A 17,031-nucleotide genomic window follows, 5' to 3' on the forward strand; every position below is an offset into this window, starting at 1 on the left:
CTATCGTTCGCGGTATGGACTTTCTGCTGCCGACCACGCTGACCGGAGACCTGTTCAGCCTGGAGCCCCTGTCCCACCAGCACCACGACGGTCTGGTCGACGCGGCCGGGGACGGCGAGCTGTGGGATCTCTGGTACACCTCGGTACCCCGACCGGGAGCGATGGCCGCCGAGATCGATCGTCGCCTCGGCCTGCAGTCGGACGGCTCCATGCTGGCATTCACCGCGCGCCGCAACGACACCGGTGCGGTCATCGGGATGACGACGTTCATGAACGCGGACGCCGTCCACCGGCGGGTGGAGATCGGGTCGACCTGGAACGCGCGCTCCGCCCAGCGGACCGGCACCAACACCGAGAGCAAGTTGTTGTTGCTCGGCCACGCCTTCGATGTTCTCGAGTGCATCGCGGTGGAGTTCCGGACGCACTGGCTGAACCAGCAGTCCCGCGCCGCCATCGCGCGGCTGGGCGCGAAGCAGGACGGCGTCCTGCGCAGCCACCAGCGCATGCCGGACGGCACCCTTCGCGACACGGTGGTGTTCTCGATCATCGCCCTGGAGTGGCCGGGGGTGCGGAACGAGCTGCGCCGACGGCTCTCCGCCCACCGCCGGGGACCGCGCCAGGATCCTGGGTATCCGGCGTAGCACCGGGTTTACACGACGGACGCACTCCAGCGACAGAAGCGGACCATGCTGCGCGGGTGCGAACCGAAGTGGGGCCCCTGACCGGATTCACGGTCGGGATCACCGCCGCCCGGCGTCGCGAGGAATTCGGCGCAGCGCTCGAGCGCCGCGGTGCCAGCGTCATGTACGGGCCGGCCATCCAGATCGTCCAGGTCGAGGACGACGAATCGCTCCGCGAGGTCACCCTCGGCTGCCTGACCCAACCACCGGACGTGGTGGTGGCGACCACCGGGATCGGCTTCCGCGGATGGATCGAGGCCGCAGACGGCTGGGGGCTGGGCGAGGAGCTGCTGGCCTGCCTCGGCACCGCGACCCTGCTGGCCCGCGGCCCCAAGGCCCGCGGTGCGATGCGCACCGCCGGGCTGAAGGGTGAGTGGTCACCCGCTTCGGAATCCTCCACCGAGGTGCTGGAGAAACTGCTCGAGATGGACCTGCGGGGCCGCCGGGTCGCCATCCAGCAGCACGGCGAGCCGTTGCCGGACGTGGTCGAGGCACTGGAAGCGGTCGGGGCCACCGTCATCGAGGTGCAGGTCTACCGATGGCAGCCACCGGTCGACCTCGCCCCGCTCGAGAAGCTCTGCCGGGCGGTGGCCGACCGGCTGGTCGACGCGGTGACCTTCACCAGCGCGCCCGCGGCGGCCAGCTTCCTGCAGACCGCTGTCCAGCTGGGGATCCAGGCGCCCATGCTGGTGGCCATGCAACACGACGTGAAGGTGCTCGCCGTCGGTCCGGTGACTGCGGCCCCGCTGGACCGGGCGGGCCTGCCCGTCGTGCAGCCGCAGCGGGCGCGGCTGGGCGCGCTCGTCCGGGAGATCGCGGACGAACTACCGAGATCGGCCGCCCGGCATCTGGTCGCGGCCGGTCAACGGCTGGAGATCCGGGGCCATGGGCTGCTGGTGGACGAATGCTTCGTCGCGTTGCCGCCGACCGGCATGGCCCTGCTGAACAGGCTGACCGCCCACCCGGGCCAGGTGATCAGTCGCGCGGATCTCGGATCGTGCATGCCCGGTGGCAGCGGCGACGAGCATGCCGTCGAGATGGCGATCGGCCGTCTGCGCACCGCACTCGGGAATCCGCGGATCATCCAGACCCTGGTCAAACGTGGCTACCGGGTCGCCTACGACCCGGAATTCGGGACCACCGGCCGTTACTGACGGCCGCCGGACCCGGCAGCCGGGGTGGTGAGATCGGGCAGCTGCAACTCCCCGCCTTCGGTCACCGCGACCGGCGTCACCGTGACCACCGCGTCGACCGGCAGCGGGCCGTAGACGTGCGGGAAGAGTTCGGTGCCGCCGGTGGTGTTCTCGGCCACCACCGGCAGCCCCAGAAGATCCGGGTCGACGGTGAGCAGCACCACGGGTGATTCAGGTGACCGCCAGAAGCGTGAGGCCACCCCGGCCACCTGCTCCGCGTAGGAGAAGTGCAGGAACCCCTCTGACTCGAGCGTCATGCCGCGACCCGAGATCCTGTAGGAACCGCCGGCCAGTGCCGCCTCCCAGTCGCGCGCGAAGGCCAGGTGATAGATCACCGGCGCTGCTCAGACCGCGATGACGGTGGGGACGATCATCGGCCGGCGACGGTAGACGTCCCCGACCCAGCGACCGACGATCCGACGGACGGACTGGGCGATCCGGTGGGTGTCGATGACACCATCGGCCTCCATCTGGGCCAACTCGGCCTCGACCAGGGGCACCACCTTGGCCAGCGCTCCGGGGTCGTCGGAGAATCCGCGCCCGGAGATCGTCGGGGAAGCGATGGCCCGCCCGGTGAGCTTGTCGATGGCCACCGTGATGGCGATGAATCCGCCCTCGCCCAGGATGAGGCGGTCGGACAGCGTGTTCTCGCCGACGTCACCGACAGCGGCGCCGTCGACGTAGACCATGCCGACGTCGATGTGGCCGCTGATCCTGGCCCGGCCGTCGATCAGGTCGACCACGGTGCCGTTCGGTGCGAGCACCACCCGCTCCGGCGGGACCCCGGTGAGGACGGCGAGCCTGGTCTGCGCGCGCAGGTGACGCCACTCCCCGTGCACCGGGATGACGTTCTTCGGCCGGACCGCGTTGTACAGGTACAGGAGCTCGCCGGCCGAGGCGTGACCGGAGACGTGCACCTTGGCCACCCCCTGGTGGATGACGGTGACGTTCGCACGAGCCAGCTCGTTGATGACGGTGAAGACGCTGGTCTCGTTGCCGGGGATCATCGAACTGGCGAGGATGACGGTGTCACCCTGGATGAGATTGACCTGTCGGTGCTCGCCGCGGGACATCCGGGACAGGGCCGACAGCGGCTCGCCCTGTGAGCCCGTGGAGATCAGCAGCACCTGTTCCGGCGGAAGTTCCAGCACCTTGTCCAGGGATCGGACCAGCCCGTCCGGCACCGTCAGCAGGCCCAGCTCCTGGGCGATCTGCATGTTGCGGACCATGGAGCGGCCGACGAAGGCCACCTTGCGTCCGTGGTTCTGTGCGGCGTCGAGCATCTGCTGGACGCGATGCACGTGCGAGGCGAAGCTGGCGACGATGACGCGCTGCTTGGCGGACCTGATGTAGTTGTCCAGCACCGGGCCGATCTCGCGCTCCGGAGCGACGAACCCGGGTACCTCGGCGTTGGTCGAGTCGACCAGGAAGAGATCCACGCCCTCGTCACCGAGGCGGGAGAAGCCGCCGAGGTCGGTCAGCCGACCGTCGAGCGGCAGCTGGTCGAGCTTGATGTCGCCGGTGTGCAGCACCGTGCCGGCCGGGGTCCTGATGCCGACCGCCAGCGCATCCGGGATCGAGTGGTTGACGGCGAAGAACTCGAGGTCCCAGGCTCCGGCCTTGCGCCGTTCGCCCTCCACGACGACCTCGAGCTTGGGAGTGATCCGGTGTTCGCGACACTTCGCCGCGATCAGGGCCAGCGAGAACTTCGCGCCGATCACCGGAAGGTCCTTGCGAAGCCGCAGGAGCCAGGGCAGCGCCCCGATGTGGTCCTCGTGCCCGTGCGTGATCACCACGGCGTCGATGTCGTCGACACGATCCTCGACGAGGCGGAGGTCGGGCAGGATCAGATCGACGCCGGGTTGGGCGTCCTCCGGGAACAGCACGCCGCAGTCGACGACCAGCAGACGGCCGTCGTATTCGTAGACCGTCATGTTGCGGCCGATTTCGCCGATACCGCCGAGCGCGACGAGCCGGAGGCCGCCCTTGGGCAGGCGGGGTGGGGGGATCGAGGTGGAAGTTGCCGTCATATCAGATTACCGATTTCTTCGAGATCACGCGCAATCTGCGCAGTTTGATCGTGAGTGGCCGGGATTTGCGGAAGTCGGGGATCGCCGACCTCGAAACCGGCCAGCCGCAGCGCGGCCTTGGCGAACACCAGGCCGGCTCCGCCTCCGGTTCGGGACATTGCCAGGTGAGCGGGCAACAGCGCTTCGTGAAGGGTGCGGGCGCGGGCGTAGTCGCCCGCCGCTGCGGCGTCGACCAGGGCCCGAACGTGCGGCCCGACGACGTGCGAGATGATGCTGACGACCCCGACCGCACCGACGCTCATCCAGGGCAGCGTCAGCGGATCGTCGCCGGAGTAGAACGCGAGATCTGAGTCGGCCATGACCTGCGATCCCGCGTGGAGGTCGCCCTTCGCGTCCTTCACCGCGGTGATCCTCGGGTGTTCGGACAGCCGCAGCAACGTGTCAGGTGCGATCGCCACCACCGAGCGCGCCGGGATGTCGTAGAGCATCACCGGCAAGTCGGTGGCATCGGCGACCGCGGCGAAGTGCGCGAGCAGGCCGTCCTGCTGCGGACGCGAGTAGAACGGCGTCACCACCAGCATTCCGTGTGCACCGGCCTTTTCGGCCTCCCTGGCCAGCCGCACCGAGTGGGCGGTGTCATAGGTACCGACCCCGGCGACCACGGTGATCCGGTCCCCGACCGCCTCCACCACCGCCCGGACGATCGCCGACTTCTCGGCATCGGTCGTGGTCGGCGACTCGCCGGTGGTGCCGTTGACGACCAGACCGTCGTGTCCCTCCCCGACCAGCTTCTCGGCGAGGGCGGCGGTGGCCTCCAGGTCGAGCTCCCCCGCCGAGGTGAACGGTGTCACCATGGCGGCGAGCACCGTTCCGAACGGGCGACCTTCCCTACCTGCCGGACCGGCGATGAGCGACGTCATGGGTCAAAACTTACCGTCCCTCAGAGGCTCTGCTCGCCCGCCTTGACGGAGGCGATCGCATCCGGGTCGCCCTCGAACTCGATCCGGACCTCGGAACGCCCGCTGAGCCACAGCAGGATCTCGCCCACCCCACCGCGGATCACCACACCAGGCTGCTCGGCCATGACGTTGAGATCGGCCGACGGGACGAGCACGATGGGCCGATCCGGCCCACCCGCGTCGTCCGGGTCGTCGGTGAGCCTGGCCGTCACCGGTATCCCCTTCTTCTTCAGGCCACCGACCACCAGCGAAGAGGTGAGCAGGGGGATGAGTTCCTGACGGGCTGCCGGGGTCAGGGTGCGGGGCTGCCAGTCGGGCTGCCCACGGCGCGCGTCCTCGTGGTGGATGAACATCTCCATGCCGTTGGCCTTGGCATCGATCGGCCCCCAGCCCAGGGGGCTGAACCAGGGCGGACCCGATCGCAGCAGTTCGATCTGTTCGACCCACGGCAGTTTCTTGTATTCGGCCGAGACGCGCGCCGTCCAGCCGGCCAGCGGCTTGATCACCACACCGAGTGCGGCGTCCATCCGGCGCTCCCTGATGAGCAGATGGGCCAGCAGGTCGCTGGTGTCCCACCCCTGGCACAGGGTCGGCTGGTCGGGCCCGAGTTCGCCGAACAGGTCGGCGAGCTCGGCACGTTCGGTCTGGGCGAGGGTCACTCCTGCACCGTACCCATATCCGTGGCCGACATCCGGGAGCTGTACCAGGGACCGAACCGGCGTCCTTCGCGACGGTTCAGCGGGTGATTCCGGTGTGGCCGAGGCTGTAGCGGCCCGGCAGGGGCATCAGTGCCAGGCCGTGCGGGCCGTCGCCCACCGGGATCTCCTTGATCATCTTCCCGGTGCCGGTGTCGAACACGTACAGGACGTTGTTGTAGCGGCCCGACAGCCACAGCCGGGTGCCGTCGGCGCTCACGTTGCCCATGTCCGGGCTCCCCCCGCCGGGGATCGTCCACTTCGCCTCGATCGCACCGGTGTAGGAGTCGAGCACGCTGACGCTGCCCTCGTGCCGATTGGTCACGTAGAGCTGCTTCGCGTCCCGGCTGAGATACAGCCCGTGCGCCCCGAGGCCGGTGGCGATGTGCCGTAGAACCTTCGTCGCTGCGCCGTTGAGCACCCAGACGCCGTTGGAGTCGGAATCCGCGATGTAGTAGACGGAGCCGTCGGGGGCCATCTTGATGTCCTGCGGCCCCATCACGGTGTTCCGCACCGGCATGTCGACGGACCGGATGATCTGGTGGCTGGCCACGTCGATGACGACCACCCGGCCACCGAACTCACAGGTGAACACCGCCGTCTTGCCGTCCACGCTGAAGTCGGCGTGGTCGATCCCGGCGCAGTTGCTGACGTCGGTGGTGTCCTTGACCGTCCAGTCCTTGGGGTCGTACCAGACCAGTTCGCGCCGTGCCTCCGCGACCGAGATCGCGTATTTCCCGTCCGGGGTGAAGTACATGTTGTACGGGTCCCTGACCTGGTAGGTCTTGCCGCAGTTGCCGGTGGCCGGGTCGATCGCCCTGATCACGTTGCCGACGTCGTCGGTCGCATAGAGCATGGTCATGTGGTAGTCGGGGACGACGTGCTGGATCTCGATGCCCACGTGGCACTTGTTGACCACCTGGAAGGTCCTCTGGTCGATCACCCAGACGTCACCGGATTTGTTGTGCGGGACATAGGCGTAGGCCGGGTACTTGCGCTGCACGGCGCTGATCATGTTCGCGCCGGCGTCGGCGTAGACGTTGTGTGCATCGGTGACGGCCGGCATGCCGGGCAGCACCGCGACGGCAGGGCCCCTGGTCTTGGTCCCGGTCGTGGCGGACGACGGCCGACCTGCGGAGGGTGCATGAGTGGAGCTGAAGCTCTGCGCGGTGGTGGAGGTACTCATGCCGGTCATGCCGGTCATGCCGGCCGCCGTGGGTCCGGTACCGGAGCCCGCGGCGGGGTGGGGGGCGGCGGATGTACCGCCCGCGCCAGATCCCTGGGCGGCGCCCGTCGGGCTCCCCGTCGCGGTGGTGGTCCCGGAGGTGCACGCCGCCAGCAACGACGCCGCAGCCACCAAGGCTACCCCCCAGGTCCGAAGTCGTTGCCTGCTCATGCGTTTCTCCCTCTCTGTTGCGCCCCTCATCCGTCGGCGACCAACGGGGAGGCTGCAAGTTCGGTGCCGTCCGGCAGCAGGCTGATCCGGAAATCGGCGAACACGTGCGGTGCCAACGACTGCAGCTCTCGGAGGATACCCACAGCTAGCGTTCTTATCTCCACGTCGGCCGCCTCCGTCGCACGCATACCGACGAAATGCCGCCAGGCCCGGTAGTTCCCGGTCACCACCAGCGCCGTCTCGGCCGCGGCCGGGAGCAGGCCGGCCGCGAGTTGCCGGGCCTGCTTGCGCGCGAGCGTTCCGTCCGGGGCGTGTTCGGCCGCCTGTTCCAGCGCCTGCAGCAGCGCGCCGTGAGCGGCCTTCGCCGCCTGTGCCGCGGTGGTGAACCGGTCGTGCAGGTCCGCATCTGAGGCCACCGCGTCCGGCTCGACCACACGGGTCGGCGCGAACCTGGGAGACAGTTCGGAGTAGGAGAAGTGCCGATGACGGATGATCTCGTGGGTGACAGCACGGGAGATGCCCGTCAGGTAGAAGGTCGCGGAACTGTGCTCGAGCACCGACAGGTGCCCGACCTGCAGGATGTGCGCCAGGTAACCCTCGTTGGTCGCCGTGGACGGGTTCGGGCGGTCCCACGACTGGTAGCAGGCCCGCCCGGCGAACTCGGCCAGCGCCTGGCCACCGGCGGCGTCGGTCTCGAACGGGATGTCCGCCGGTGGTAGGAAATCGGTCCGGGCGATCAACCGGATGATCAGAGCACGCCGCCGGCAGTGTTTTCGGTAGTGGTCACGCGCCCATCGTAGGAAGCCGCGGGCTCAGCTCCAACCGTGGCGCCACAGCGACGTCATCAGGGGTCAGAGTTGACGTCATTTCACCTTGCGTGACGCCATGAATGGTGTCATAGTGGTGTCATGGACCTTCACCCGTACATCCGCAATCTGCGCGAGGACCTCCTGGCCGCAGCCGCCCTCGGCGACGAGGAGACCCGTCGCGCTGCCGCCCTGCTGGCCGCGGCGATCGAGCCGGCCGGCCGGCTCGCCATCATGAACGCTCTCTCCGACCTGGCTGCCGAGGTCACCGCGGCCCTGGACCGTCATGTCGTCGAGGTGAAACTGGACGGCCGCGACGTGCGTGTCAGCGTGTCCGACAAGGGCGGGGCCGCCACCGCGGACGAACTGCCGGACGACGCCGACGGCCGGGCCGGCCACCACCTGCATGCGGACGAGCTGCGCCGGGCCATGCAGGAGGCCGGCGGCGAGCTGTCCCGGACCACCGTCCGGCTGTTCAACGATCTCAAGTCGCAGGCCGAACAGGCCGCCTCGGACCAGGGCGTGTCCTTGAACACCTATATCTCGCGGGCGGTGTCGGACTCCGTCCGCACCGCCATGCCCGCCGGGTCCAAGGGCAAGCGCAGCCGGAACACGGCCGGCCGCACCGTCACCGGCTTCGTCACGGGCTGAGCGCCGACCGCTCGCGACACCGCGCCCCTTCCGAACCCAACCTTCCCCACTCGAACCCCGAGGACATCATGAAGAGCTTCCTGACCCCCGATCCGATCACCCTGGAAATCCGCAACGCTGCCGGCGAGATCCAGATCGTGCTCACCGACACCCAGAGCACGACCGTCGACGTCAGCGCCGGCACCGGTCACCCGCTCGGCTTCCTGGACGACGTCTTCAAGGCGTTCGGTAGCGGACGCGGCTTCGGCCGCGGGCGCTCGGCCGGCTTCCCCGGCTTCCGCGTAAGCCCGTCCGGCGAGCAGTCCGGCGGGGCGGGCGGTCTCGACACCGCCGAGACCCTCACCGACATCACCGATCTCGTACGGATCGAGCACCGCGAGGGCGACCGCCCGGCGATCATCGTCGACACCGACCCGGCCCGCGACGGATGGCGCACCTCGTTCACCGTCGTCGTCACGGCCCCGCTCGGGTCCAACCTCCGCGTGCAGGCCCAGTCCTCCGACGTCGTCGTGACCGGGACCGCCTCGCTGGTCGACGTACGGACGGCGTCGGGCCGCACCCAGCTCGAAGAGACCGGCGGCAAGACCCTGGTCCAGAGCGCTTCCGGTGACGTCCGCATCTCCCTCGCGGGCGGCAACGTCGACGTGCGGACGGCTTCGGGCGACGTGGTGATCGGACCCGTCCGGGGCGACGCGCTCGTGCACACCACCTCCGGCGACGTCGAGCTCGGGGCCGTGGCGGGCAACATCAACGCCCGGAGCGTCTCCGGTGACGTCCGGGTGGCCGACGCCACCTCCGGGCTCGCCGAGGTGAACGCGGTCTCGGGCGACGTCGAGATCGGCATCCACGCCGGCTCGGTCGCCGCCATCAGCCTGTCGACCGTGTCCGGCAGCACCGACACGGACTTCGAGGTCGCGGGCGAGGCCCCCGAAGGCCATGCCCCCGTCCTGGAGATCACCGTCAAGACCACCTCCGGTGACATCCGCCTGCACCGCGCCGCCTGACCTCGCGGGCCTCGTCGAGCGGATAGTTATTGTCGAATTCTGTCCCTTTTGCCCGCTTTAGGTATCCGCTCGATGGGCATGTTCGGTCGATGGGTCAGAGGAGCAGGGCCAGGCCGCCGCGGCGGGGGTCGGCGGCGGGTCCGTCCACGGCGATGGCGGCCACCCCTCCGAAATAGGGGCGGGACCTGTCCCACACGACCACTTCCTCCCCGTCGGCGCGCAGGGCGGCGATGACGTCGTCGGGGAAGCCCGGCTCCAGGTGGACGACGTCCGGCGTCACCGACATCCGGGGGGCCGCCACGGCCTCGCCGACCCCGCGTCCCTCCCCCAGGACGCCGGCCATCACCTGCAGCAGGGCCGGACGGATCCGGCTGCCACCCGCGGCGCCACCGGCGAACCGCAGGTCCCCGTCCGCACCGATGACCACCGACGGCACCATCATCGAACCCATCCGGGCACCCGGCACGACCTCGCCGCGCAGTAGCTCGCCCTCGCCGAGCATCGAGTTGCCATGCACGCCACCGACCCAGATCCCGGACCCGAGTCCCAGTGAATGGGTAGCGGCGCAGGCGTTTCCGAATCGATCGACGGCGACCAGGCTGGTCGTCTCGGTCCGGGCGAGCGGCGCGCGAAGGGCCCGCACGAAGGTCCGCGCCCGATCGATCCCGCCGCGGCGGACGGCCGCCAGGTCCAGCGCCCGGGCGGACCGGCCGAACCCGTCGAGGTCGTTTCCCCTGACGTGCAGCGTGTCGGGACCGAACGGCACCCGCAGCGGCGACAGGTCCGTCACCCGGTAGGCGGCCATGTCCTGGACGGACAGCGCTCCACCGTCCGCACGCACCGCAGCCACCATGGCCCGTCCCAGGTCGCCGGTGAGCAGTTCCTGTGGGCCGTACTGGGCGAGCGCGGCCAGCGTGCCGGCCAGACCGGGATGATCGATCGTCTCGTCCGCCAGCAGCAGACGGCGACCACCGACGCCGTCCTCGCGGGAGTAGATGTCGATCCCGGCACCGGCCACCATGGCGGGCGCGACGTCCGGAAGAAGTTCTGCATGCGCGGACGAGAAGCGCACCCCGTCGGAGGCCAGCGCGATGGCCGGCGCGACGATGTCGGCCCACGGCAGCCGGCCGAAGCGCCGGTTCAACTCGGCTGCGCCAGATGGTGCCCCGGGCACCGCCACGGTCGGGCCCCCCATCGAGTACGGCATCGGCACGCTACCGAAGAACACCGAGATCTCCTGCGGTGCAGCGGCAATCGTGCCATCCAGACCCGGCACCGCCACGAAGAAGTCCAAGCCGGTGACGGTCGCGGTCCGTGCGTCGTAGACCGTGGCGAAACCACCCCCGCCCAGACCGCAGAAGATCGTCTCGGCCACCGAGCCCGCCAGGATCATCGCAGCTGCACTGTCCGCTGCGGACCCGCCGGCCTCGAGCACCGCCAGTCCCGCACGTGCGGTGTCGGGGTGCCCGGCCGCCACCCCGGCGGGAAGTCGTCTCACCGGAGGGACGTTACCGCTGCCAGGACCGGGTGAAGATTGCCGCGGGGCATGATGATCACCTCATCCAGACCCAGCCACCGTGCCATCCGCAGCAGTTCGACGGCAGCATCCTGGGCCACCTGCTCCGGTTCCGTTCCTGACTCCGACCAGGCCGCCTGCACCAGCAACCGGCCGGTGGCGCGGTCGGCCTTGAGGTCGAACCGGCCGACCAGCTGGTCACCGACGAGCAGCGGGAAGACGTAGTAGCCATAGACCCGCTTCGGCTGAGGGGTGTAGATCTCGATGCGGTAGTGGAAGCCGAACAATCGCTCCGTGCGGGCACGTTCCCAGATGAGCGGGTCGAACGGGCACAGCAGGGCGCGACCGCTGACCTTGCGAGGAATCCTGGCGTCCTTGTGCAGATACGCCAGATCCCGCCAGCCCCGGACCCGTACCGGGATGACGGTGCCCTCCTCGGCCAGTTCGGCCAGGGCCCTCTTGGCCTCGTCGTTGCGGATTCGGTAGTAGTCGGCCAGATCGCCGGCCGTGCCGATCCCGTGGGATCGGGCGGACAGCGCGAGCAGGGCCCGCTTCGCATCGGCCTCCGGTGGCGTCGGCGTCGCCGCGACGGCTGCGGGCAGGATGCGCTCCGTCAGGTCGTACACGCGCTCGAAACCCCGGCGGTGGGACGTGCCGATGGCACCGATCGCGAAGAGGTACTCGCTCGCGGTCTTCGTCGTGGACCAACCCCACCAACCAGGCGTCCCCCGGCCGGGCGCCTCCAGCACCTTTTCGATGTCGCCGGCCGACAGCGGCCCCTCGTCGCGCACCACGGCGAGCACCCGCTCGAGGAAACCCGGGTGGTCGGCCCGCAGCCTGGCCGCAGAGGACCAGGGTCCGTCGACGAACTTCTCCTGACGCCAGCGCAGCAGCGGCTGCCGCTCGATCGGGACCAGGGATGCCTCGTGCGCCCACGTTTCCAGCAGCGTCCGATCGGCGGGTCGGGCCGGCCAGGCACTGTTCGACACCAGGTCGACGGGGTACTCTCCCAGCCGCGCGAAAAGGGGCAGGAAATGGGCCCGGGCCAGCACGTTCACCGAGTCGATCTGCAGCAGCCCGAGTCGCTCGACCATCCGCCGCAGATGCCCGCGATTGAGGACGCCGACCGCCTCCGGCAACGCCGAGGACAGCCCCTGCGCAGCGATGGCCGCCCGCCGGGCCTGCGCCGCGGTGATTTCGAGCCGGGCCGTGGGCATGGCGGAGGTGGTCACAGCAGCACATGCTTCCATCGAGGACCGACAGCGACGCGGGCCGCAGGCTCACCGGCAGCTGTGGGTCACTCGATGCGTTCAGTCCTCGGCGGCGCTCTCGTCGTCGAACAGGCCTTCCACGGACAGATAGCGCTCGCCGGTGTCGTAGCAGTAGGTGAGGACCCGGGATCCGTCGGGCAGGTCTGGGAGCTTCTGGGCGACCGCGGCGAGTGAGGCGCCCGAGGAGGGGCCGACGAAGATGCCTTCGGTGCGGGCGGCGCGAATGGCATATCCGAAGGCGTCCTCCTCGCTGACCTGGATGATGCCGTCGATCGTGTCCATGTGCAGGTTGACGGGGACGAACCCGGCACCGATGCCCTGCAGCTTGTGCGGCGATGCCTTGCCGCCGCTGATGACCGGCGACTTGGCGGGTTCGACGGCGAAGGTCTGCATCTGCGGCCAGCGCTCCTTGAGTACTTCACTGACCCCGGTGATGTGGCCGCCGGTGCCGACGCCGGTGATGAGAACGTCGATGCCCTCCGGGAAGTCGGCGAGGATCTCCTGTGCGGAGGTGCGCTTGTGTGCCTCGATGTTCGCCGGGTTCTGAAACTGCTGCGGCATCCACGCTCCGTCCCGTTCGGCGATGAGTTGCTCGGCTTTCGCAATCGCTCCCTTCATTCCGTCGGCCCGGGGGGTGAGGACGAAACGGGCTCCGTAGGCGGCCATCAGTCGGCGCCGTTCGATCGACATCGACTCCGGCATGACCAGCGTGAGGGGGTACCCCTTCACCGCAGCGACCATGGCCAGACCGATGCCGGTGTTTCCCGAGGTCGGTTCGATGATCTCGCCGCCTGGCTCGAGTGAGCCGTCGGCCTCGGCGGTCTCGATCATGGCCAGGCCGATGCGGTCCTTGATGGACCCGCCCGGATTGGCCCGCTCGAGCTTGAGCCACACTTCGACCCGGTCTCCGAACAGGCGGCTGAGTCGGACGTGCGGAGTGTTACCGATGGTGTCGAGGATGCTGTCGGCCTTCATGGCTCTCCAATTGTCGGGGACGGTGTGTGGTCACCGCCGCAGATGGGCTTTCTCAGAGATGAAATTCCAGGGCGGGGTCGGTTGATTCCGTGGACGCGGATCCGTTCGGGGTCCGGCGCCGGTCGATTGCTGCGCTGGTGGAGATGAACGAGCCCGGTGGGACGCTGCGGGTGAGCCACACATTGCCACCGATGCGGGCGCCGGCTCCGATGACGGTGTCACCGCCCAGGATGGTAGCTCCGGAGTAGATGATCACATCGTCCTGGACGGTGGGGTGGCGTTTGGACTGCATCGCCTTCTGGACTACCAGCGCGCCGAGGGTGACGCCTTGGTAGAGCCGCACCCGGTCGCCGATTTCGCATGTCTCACCGATGACGACGCCGGTGCCGTGGTCGATGGCGAAGGCATGTCCGATGCTCGCCCCGGGGTGGATGTCGATGCCGGTGAAGCGATGGGCCAGTTCCCCCAGTACCCGGGGCAGCAGCGGCACCCTGGCGGTCCAGAGCTGGTGAGCCATCCGATGCACTGCGGTCGCGAAGAAGCCCGGGTAGGCGAGGATGACCTCGTCGACTCCCGATGCCGCGGGATCGCCGTCGGCGGTCGCGGCGGCGTCCAGCAGCAGCGTCTCCCGGATTCCTGGCAGCGCAGCGACGAACTCATGACTGACGCGGCGGCGGATGTCCAGGTCGATCGTGGGCAGCGTCAGCGCCTCGTCGAGCAGCTGGAAGAGGGCGGCGGCGTCAGCGTCGACGTCGCCGGCCCGACAGCCGGGTTCCCGCGTGTAGTGCGGAAACAGCAACGCGAGAAAGGCATGGATCAGTTGCTCGGCCACCTTGGGCAACTGTGGCGGAAGGTCGTAGGCGGCGCGCTCGGCCGCCAGCACATCGGTGAAGCCGGCGGGAAGCGCCAGCCTCGGTGAGACCTGGCCCGATGCGTCCATTCGTTGGACGTTACGCGATGTTGCAGCCACGGGTGGAGGGTGTCGACCCGGGGGCCGGAGTCGACACCGATCCGGTCGTTCTGCTCGGATGTTGGTGGATTCGTGCGTCGCCGCAGTGGGAACCGCTCCCGCATGGCAAATTATCGAGTTCGCCCGAGCAAGCCCGTTGCCGTCATGGGGGCGGTGTTCGGGGTCGCGATCATGATATTCGGGATCTTCGGCGTCGGTCACAAGGCAGGCGGATTCCTCTTTCTCTGGATTGCAGCCTGCGTCGCGATCATCGGGTTCAATCTCTGGGCTGCGTTTTCGCGCAACGGCAGCGTGCAGACCATCTCCAGCTCGGACGACGGGCCACCCACCCGTCTCGGTCAGCGGGTGGAGAAGGACTGAGTCGCGGTCCGCGTCGCGGCAGCGACGGCAGCGCCAGTCACTCGGAGCACCTGGACCGACTGCCAGGTCGGGAATCATCCTGCAGTGCAATGAGCATTGGCCGGAAGAGTAGATCCGCAGCAACAAGTAGCCCAACGCTGCAACAAAAGGCACAGTTCGCGTCATTGAGGTCAAGACACCTGGGTGATCGCGAAAGGGGAGCGGATGGGATTCGACGAATTCGTCGAGACGCACCATGGCAGGCCCGGCCTGCTTCTACCGCACCGGCCGATGGCACCAGGTCACCGGCGGCATCACGTTCACCGACCAGGTCAGCGCCGTCATGTTCTGCTATCGGATCGCCGATCGACGCGACGCAGCCGGCCCTAGCGTCCTGACCGGACTGGTCGGGGACCTCACAATGACGGTCACCCAGCACACACTGACCCTTCAGAACGCGCACACCGACGCCAATTTCACCGACGCCGGCGTCACGACCGACGGCCCCGCCTCCAGCAACACCCCGAAGTCCACCCGTTGAGACCGGGAGCGAACCTCGAGGTTCAGGGTACCTGGCAGGCAGTAGCCGACCACCGCAGTACTCCCTCCCGCTCGAAAGATCGACCTTCCGCCCGACCATCCAGGCGCGCCAGGCAGCTCGACGGCTTTGACCCGGTTGGCGGTGTTGGAGGCGTCGAGGGCGGCCAGTGGGTTGATCAGGCTGCCCAGCAGCTCGCCCGGGGTTGCATTTTGTCGGTGGCCACCTTGCCCGACTCCAATTCGTTGCCCTCCCCACCGGTCACTGACCGAAGTGGAGCCGAACAACCGTCGTCGACGCAACGGGCAACAGCGCGCGGCGCACCCCGTCAGCCCACATGGGGAACGGTGACCGGCACCGGATCGGTGGAAGAGAAGTCGTGTGCTACTGGTCGTAGATGTCGAGTCTGTGTCCAAGCCTGAGGACGACAACCAGCAGGACATCGTCGTGGACGCTGTAGAGGATGCAGTAGTCGCCGACCCGAACTCGAAGACCTGGTCGGCCCTGCATTGCACGCGCATTGGGCGGGCGCGGATCTTCGGCAAGCAAAGCGATCGCGCCTTGGATGCGTCGACTCACCGCCGGGTCGAGCTTGCTCAAGGCACGGGCGGCCGCTGGACGGAGCTCGATGCGATAGCCGCTCACGCCCAGCCGAGGTCAGGTTTGACCTGCTCCCAGGGAATGGCCTCAGTGCAGCGCCATCGGCGGCACCGTGTGATTCTGCGGTGCTGCTGTGGGCAGATCTGCCCTCGGCAGCGCCCACTTGCCCACGTCGTCCCCCTGGGTCAGCATCGAGCACATGAGTACAGAGAACCCCGATCCCGCCCACACTCTGGACGACCAGCTGCACCGCCAGATGTTCGACCGACGCACGCTGCTGTTGGGTGAGCCGTTGGAGGACCGCAACAGCAACCGGTTGTGCAACGCGATCCTGCTCCTCGCCGCCGACGACCCCCGCGCGGACATCCGGCTGCTCATCAACTCCCCCGGCGGATCGGTGCCCGGGATGCTGGCCATCCGCGACTGCATGCGCTCGGTGGGAAACGACGTCAGCACCGTCAACCTGGGCATGGCCTACAGCGCCGGACAGTTCCTGCTCAGCTCGGGCACCAAGGGCAAGCGCTATATGATGCCGCACGCCCGGGTACTGCTGCACCAGGGTTCCTCCGGGATCGGAGGCACCGCCATGGACATCGCGATCCAGGCCGACAACCTACGCATCACCCGGGACACGGTGCTACAGCTGATCGCGCAGGACACCGGACAACCGTTCGACACCGTCGAGGCCGACTCCCGCCGGGACCGGTGGTTCAGCGCCACCGAGGCGAAGGCCTACGGCTTCGTCGACGAGATCGTAGCCTCCATCGAGGATGTCATGCCCGCTGCGCACCGGAGCATCGGACTGGGGGCGCGGGGATGAGCTACCCGATCCCCTACGTCACCACCCGGACCCCGCAGGGCGAGCGCACCGTCGACATCTACAGCCGGCTGCTGGCCGACCGGATCGTCTACCTCGGCACCGGCATCGACGACGGCGTGGCGAACGCGCTGATCGCACAACTGCTGCACCTGGAGAACGACAACCCCGACCTGCCGATCCAGCTGTACATCAACTCCGTCGGCGGTCAGGTGCCGGCAACGCTGGCCATCTACGACGCCATGCAGTTCATCCGGCCACGGGTGGAGACCACCTGTGTCGGTCAAGCCGTGGCCACCGCGGCGGTCCTGCTGGCCGCAGGCGCCGCCGGGCACCGCACGATCCTGGCCCACGGACGGGTGGTCATCCACGCACCGGCCGCCGAAGGGCGCGGGGCCATCCCGGACCTCATCCTCGAAGCCGAGGAGGTGGAGCGGGTGCGCACCGTGCAAGAGACGATCCTGGCCGCGCACACCGGGCGCAGCCCCGCCCAAATTCGCGCCGACACCGAGCGCGACCTGATCCTGACCCCCGAGGCCGCGGTCGACTTCGGCGTCGTCGACTCCGTGGTCCGCTCCCGCAGCGTGTGAC

19 protein-coding genes are annotated in these 17,031 nt (G+C 68.7%); 8 read left to right on the plus strand and 11 right to left on the minus strand.

Features of this window, described 5'->3' with window-relative positions; translation table 11 throughout:
* Positions 1-14 precede the first annotated feature (14 nt).
* Positions 15-641 carry a GNAT family N-acetyltransferase gene (locus tag H7F38_RS17685; protein WP_187091062.1) on the plus strand — a complete coding sequence of 209 codons (627 nt, stop codon included), beginning with the start codon at positions 15-17 and terminating at the stop codon, positions 639-641.
* Between the two features lie 56 nt (positions 642-697).
* Positions 698-1,834: a uroporphyrinogen-III synthase gene (locus tag H7F38_RS17690; RefSeq protein WP_187091063.1), complete on the plus strand. Its 1,137-nt coding sequence runs from the start codon at positions 698-700 to the stop codon at positions 1,832-1,834.
* On the opposite strand, the gene H7F38_RS17695 is transcribed toward H7F38_RS17690, so the two are convergent.
* The 6 genes from H7F38_RS17695 to thyX form a co-directional block, all read right to left on the minus strand.
* A complete protein-coding gene (locus tag H7F38_RS17695) occupies positions 1,828-2,208 on the minus strand; it encodes a DUF952 domain-containing protein (protein ID WP_187091064.1) in 381 nt (126 codons plus the stop codon). The genes H7F38_RS17690 and H7F38_RS17695 overlap by 7 nt on opposite strands.
* 9 nt (positions 2,209-2,217) lie before the next feature.
* Positions 2,218-3,903, minus strand: a complete 1,686-nt coding sequence (locus tag H7F38_RS17700; protein WP_187091065.1) for a ribonuclease J — start codon at positions 3,901-3,903, stop codon at positions 2,218-2,220.
* A complete protein-coding gene (dapA, locus tag H7F38_RS17705; RefSeq protein WP_187091066.1) occupies positions 3,900-4,823 on the minus strand; it encodes a 4-hydroxy-tetrahydrodipicolinate synthase in 924 nt (307 codons plus the stop codon). Before dapA ends, H7F38_RS17700 begins: the two co-directional genes overlap by 4 nt.
* Positions 4,824-4,843: 20 nt before the next feature.
* Positions 4,844-5,521, minus strand: a complete 678-nt coding sequence (locus H7F38_RS17710; protein ID WP_187091067.1) for a TIGR03085 family metal-binding protein — start codon at positions 5,519-5,521, stop codon at positions 4,844-4,846.
* Positions 5,522-5,597: 76 nt separating this feature from the next.
* Positions 5,598-6,953 (minus strand): YncE family protein, encoded by a 1,356-nt coding sequence (locus H7F38_RS17715; protein ID WP_222618147.1) that lies wholly within the window; start codon positions 6,951-6,953, stop codon positions 5,598-5,600.
* Between the two features lie 26 nt (positions 6,954-6,979).
* Positions 6,980-7,699, minus strand: coding sequence for an FAD-dependent thymidylate synthase (thyX, locus tag H7F38_RS17720; RefSeq protein ID WP_370531388.1), 720 nt, complete (start codon positions 7,697-7,699; stop codon positions 6,980-6,982).
* A gap of 162 nt (positions 7,700-7,861) precedes the next feature.
* Between thyX and H7F38_RS17725 the strand changes: the two genes are divergently transcribed.
* Both H7F38_RS17725 and H7F38_RS17730 read left to right on the plus strand, forming a co-directional pair.
* Positions 7,862-8,410 (plus strand): toxin-antitoxin system HicB family antitoxin, encoded by a 549-nt coding sequence (locus tag H7F38_RS17725; protein WP_187091068.1) that lies wholly within the window; start codon positions 7,862-7,864, stop codon positions 8,408-8,410.
* A gap of 68 nt (positions 8,411-8,478) precedes the next feature.
* Positions 8,479-9,414, plus strand: coding sequence for a DUF4097 family beta strand repeat-containing protein (locus H7F38_RS17730; RefSeq protein ID WP_187091069.1), 936 nt, complete (start codon positions 8,479-8,481; stop codon positions 9,412-9,414).
* A gap of 94 nt (positions 9,415-9,508) precedes the next feature.
* Here H7F38_RS17730 and H7F38_RS17735 read toward each other — a convergent pair whose 3' ends face one another.
* From H7F38_RS17735 to epsC, 4 genes are all read right to left on the minus strand, one after another.
* A complete protein-coding gene (locus tag H7F38_RS17735) occupies positions 9,509-10,912 on the minus strand; it encodes a gamma-glutamyltransferase (RefSeq protein WP_187091070.1) in 1,404 nt (467 codons plus the stop codon).
* Positions 10,909-12,162 carry a winged helix-turn-helix domain-containing protein gene (locus H7F38_RS17740; RefSeq protein ID WP_255498045.1) on the minus strand — a complete coding sequence of 418 codons (1,254 nt, stop codon included), beginning with the start codon at positions 12,160-12,162 and terminating at the stop codon, positions 10,909-10,911. Before H7F38_RS17740 ends, H7F38_RS17735 begins: the two co-directional genes overlap by 4 nt.
* Positions 12,163-12,240: 78 nt before the next feature.
* Entirely contained in the window at positions 12,241-13,176 is a 936-nt protein-coding gene (gene cysK / locus H7F38_RS17745; protein WP_187091071.1) for a cysteine synthase A, read from the minus strand.
* Between the two features lie 52 nt (positions 13,177-13,228).
* The gene (gene epsC / locus H7F38_RS17750; protein ID WP_187091072.1) at positions 13,229-14,116 is read right to left on the minus strand and encodes a serine O-acetyltransferase EpsC; all 888 of its coding nucleotides are present in this window, start codon (positions 14,114-14,116) and stop codon (positions 13,229-13,231) included.
* A gap of 102 nt (positions 14,117-14,218) precedes the next feature.
* Here epsC and H7F38_RS17755 point away from each other — a divergent pair, with 102 nt between their 5' ends.
* Both H7F38_RS17755 and H7F38_RS17760 read left to right on the plus strand, forming a co-directional pair.
* Complete coding sequence (locus H7F38_RS17755; RefSeq protein ID WP_187091073.1) at positions 14,219-14,506, plus strand: hypothetical protein; 288 nt, start codon at positions 14,219-14,221, stop codon at positions 14,504-14,506.
* Between the two features lie 235 nt (positions 14,507-14,741).
* A complete protein-coding gene (locus H7F38_RS17760; protein ID WP_187091074.1) occupies positions 14,742-15,026 on the plus strand; it encodes a hypothetical protein in 285 nt (94 codons plus the stop codon).
* Between the two features lie 381 nt (positions 15,027-15,407).
* Here the strand turns inward: H7F38_RS17760 and H7F38_RS17765 are convergent, their stop codons facing one another.
* Entirely contained in the window at positions 15,408-15,668 is a 261-nt protein-coding gene (locus tag H7F38_RS17765; protein WP_187091075.1) for a type II toxin-antitoxin system RelE/ParE family toxin, read from the minus strand.
* A gap of 154 nt (positions 15,669-15,822) precedes the next feature.
* On the opposite strand from H7F38_RS17765, the gene H7F38_RS17770 reads away from it, so the two are divergent.
* Together H7F38_RS17770 and H7F38_RS17775 are read left to right on the plus strand one after the other, a co-directional pair.
* Positions 15,823-16,443: a ClpP family protease gene (locus H7F38_RS17770; protein WP_187091076.1), complete on the plus strand. Its 621-nt coding sequence runs from the start codon at positions 15,823-15,825 to the stop codon at positions 16,441-16,443.
* Positions 16,440-17,030, plus strand: a complete 591-nt coding sequence (locus H7F38_RS17775) for a ClpP family protease (RefSeq protein ID WP_187091077.1) — start codon at positions 16,440-16,442, stop codon at positions 17,028-17,030. The genes H7F38_RS17770 and H7F38_RS17775 overlap by 4 nt, the downstream gene beginning before the upstream one ends.
* Position 17,031: the final 1 nt, after the last annotated feature.

The organism is Nakamurella sp. PAMC28650, assembly GCF_014303395.1.
Lineage (GTDB): Bacteria > Actinomycetota > Actinomycetes > Mycobacteriales > Nakamurellaceae > Nakamurella.

Bases quoted from the DNA above. Each gene is read 5' to 3' on its own strand.
- H7F38_RS17730 (WP_187091069.1), top strand. From the start codon at position 8,479: ATGAAGAGCTTCCTGACCCCCGATCCGATCACCCTGGAAATCCGCAAC.
- H7F38_RS17725 (WP_187091068.1), top strand. From the start codon at position 7,862: ATGGACCTTCACCCGTACATCCGCAATCTGCGCGAGGACCTCCTGGCC.
- epsC (WP_187091072.1), bottom strand. From the start codon at position 14,116: ATGGACGCATCGGGCCAGGTCTCACCGAGGCTGGCGCTTCCCGCCGGC.
- H7F38_RS17715 (WP_222618147.1), bottom strand. From the start codon at position 6,953: ATGAGCAGGCAACGACTTCGGACCTGGGGGGTAGCCTTGGTGGCTGCG.
- H7F38_RS17775 (WP_187091077.1), top strand. From the start codon at position 16,440: ATGAGCTACCCGATCCCCTACGTCACCACCCGGACCCCGCAGGGCGAG.
- cysK (WP_187091071.1), bottom strand. From the start codon at position 13,176: ATGAAGGCCGACAGCATCCTCGACACCATCGGTAACACTCCGCACGTC.
- H7F38_RS17685 (WP_187091062.1), top strand. From the start codon at position 15: ATGGACTTTCTGCTGCCGACCACGCTGACCGGAGACCTGTTCAGCCTG.
- H7F38_RS17700 (WP_187091065.1), bottom strand. From the start codon at position 3,903: ATGACGGCAACTTCCACCTCGATCCCCCCACCCCGCCTGCCCAAGGGC.
- H7F38_RS17760 (WP_187091074.1), top strand. From the start codon at position 14,742: ATGGCAGGCCCGGCCTGCTTCTACCGCACCGGCCGATGGCACCAGGTC.
- H7F38_RS17770 (WP_187091076.1), top strand. From the start codon at position 15,823: ATGAGTACAGAGAACCCCGATCCCGCCCACACTCTGGACGACCAGCTG.
- dapA (WP_187091066.1), bottom strand. From the start codon at position 4,823: ATGACGTCGCTCATCGCCGGTCCGGCAGGTAGGGAAGGTCGCCCGTTC.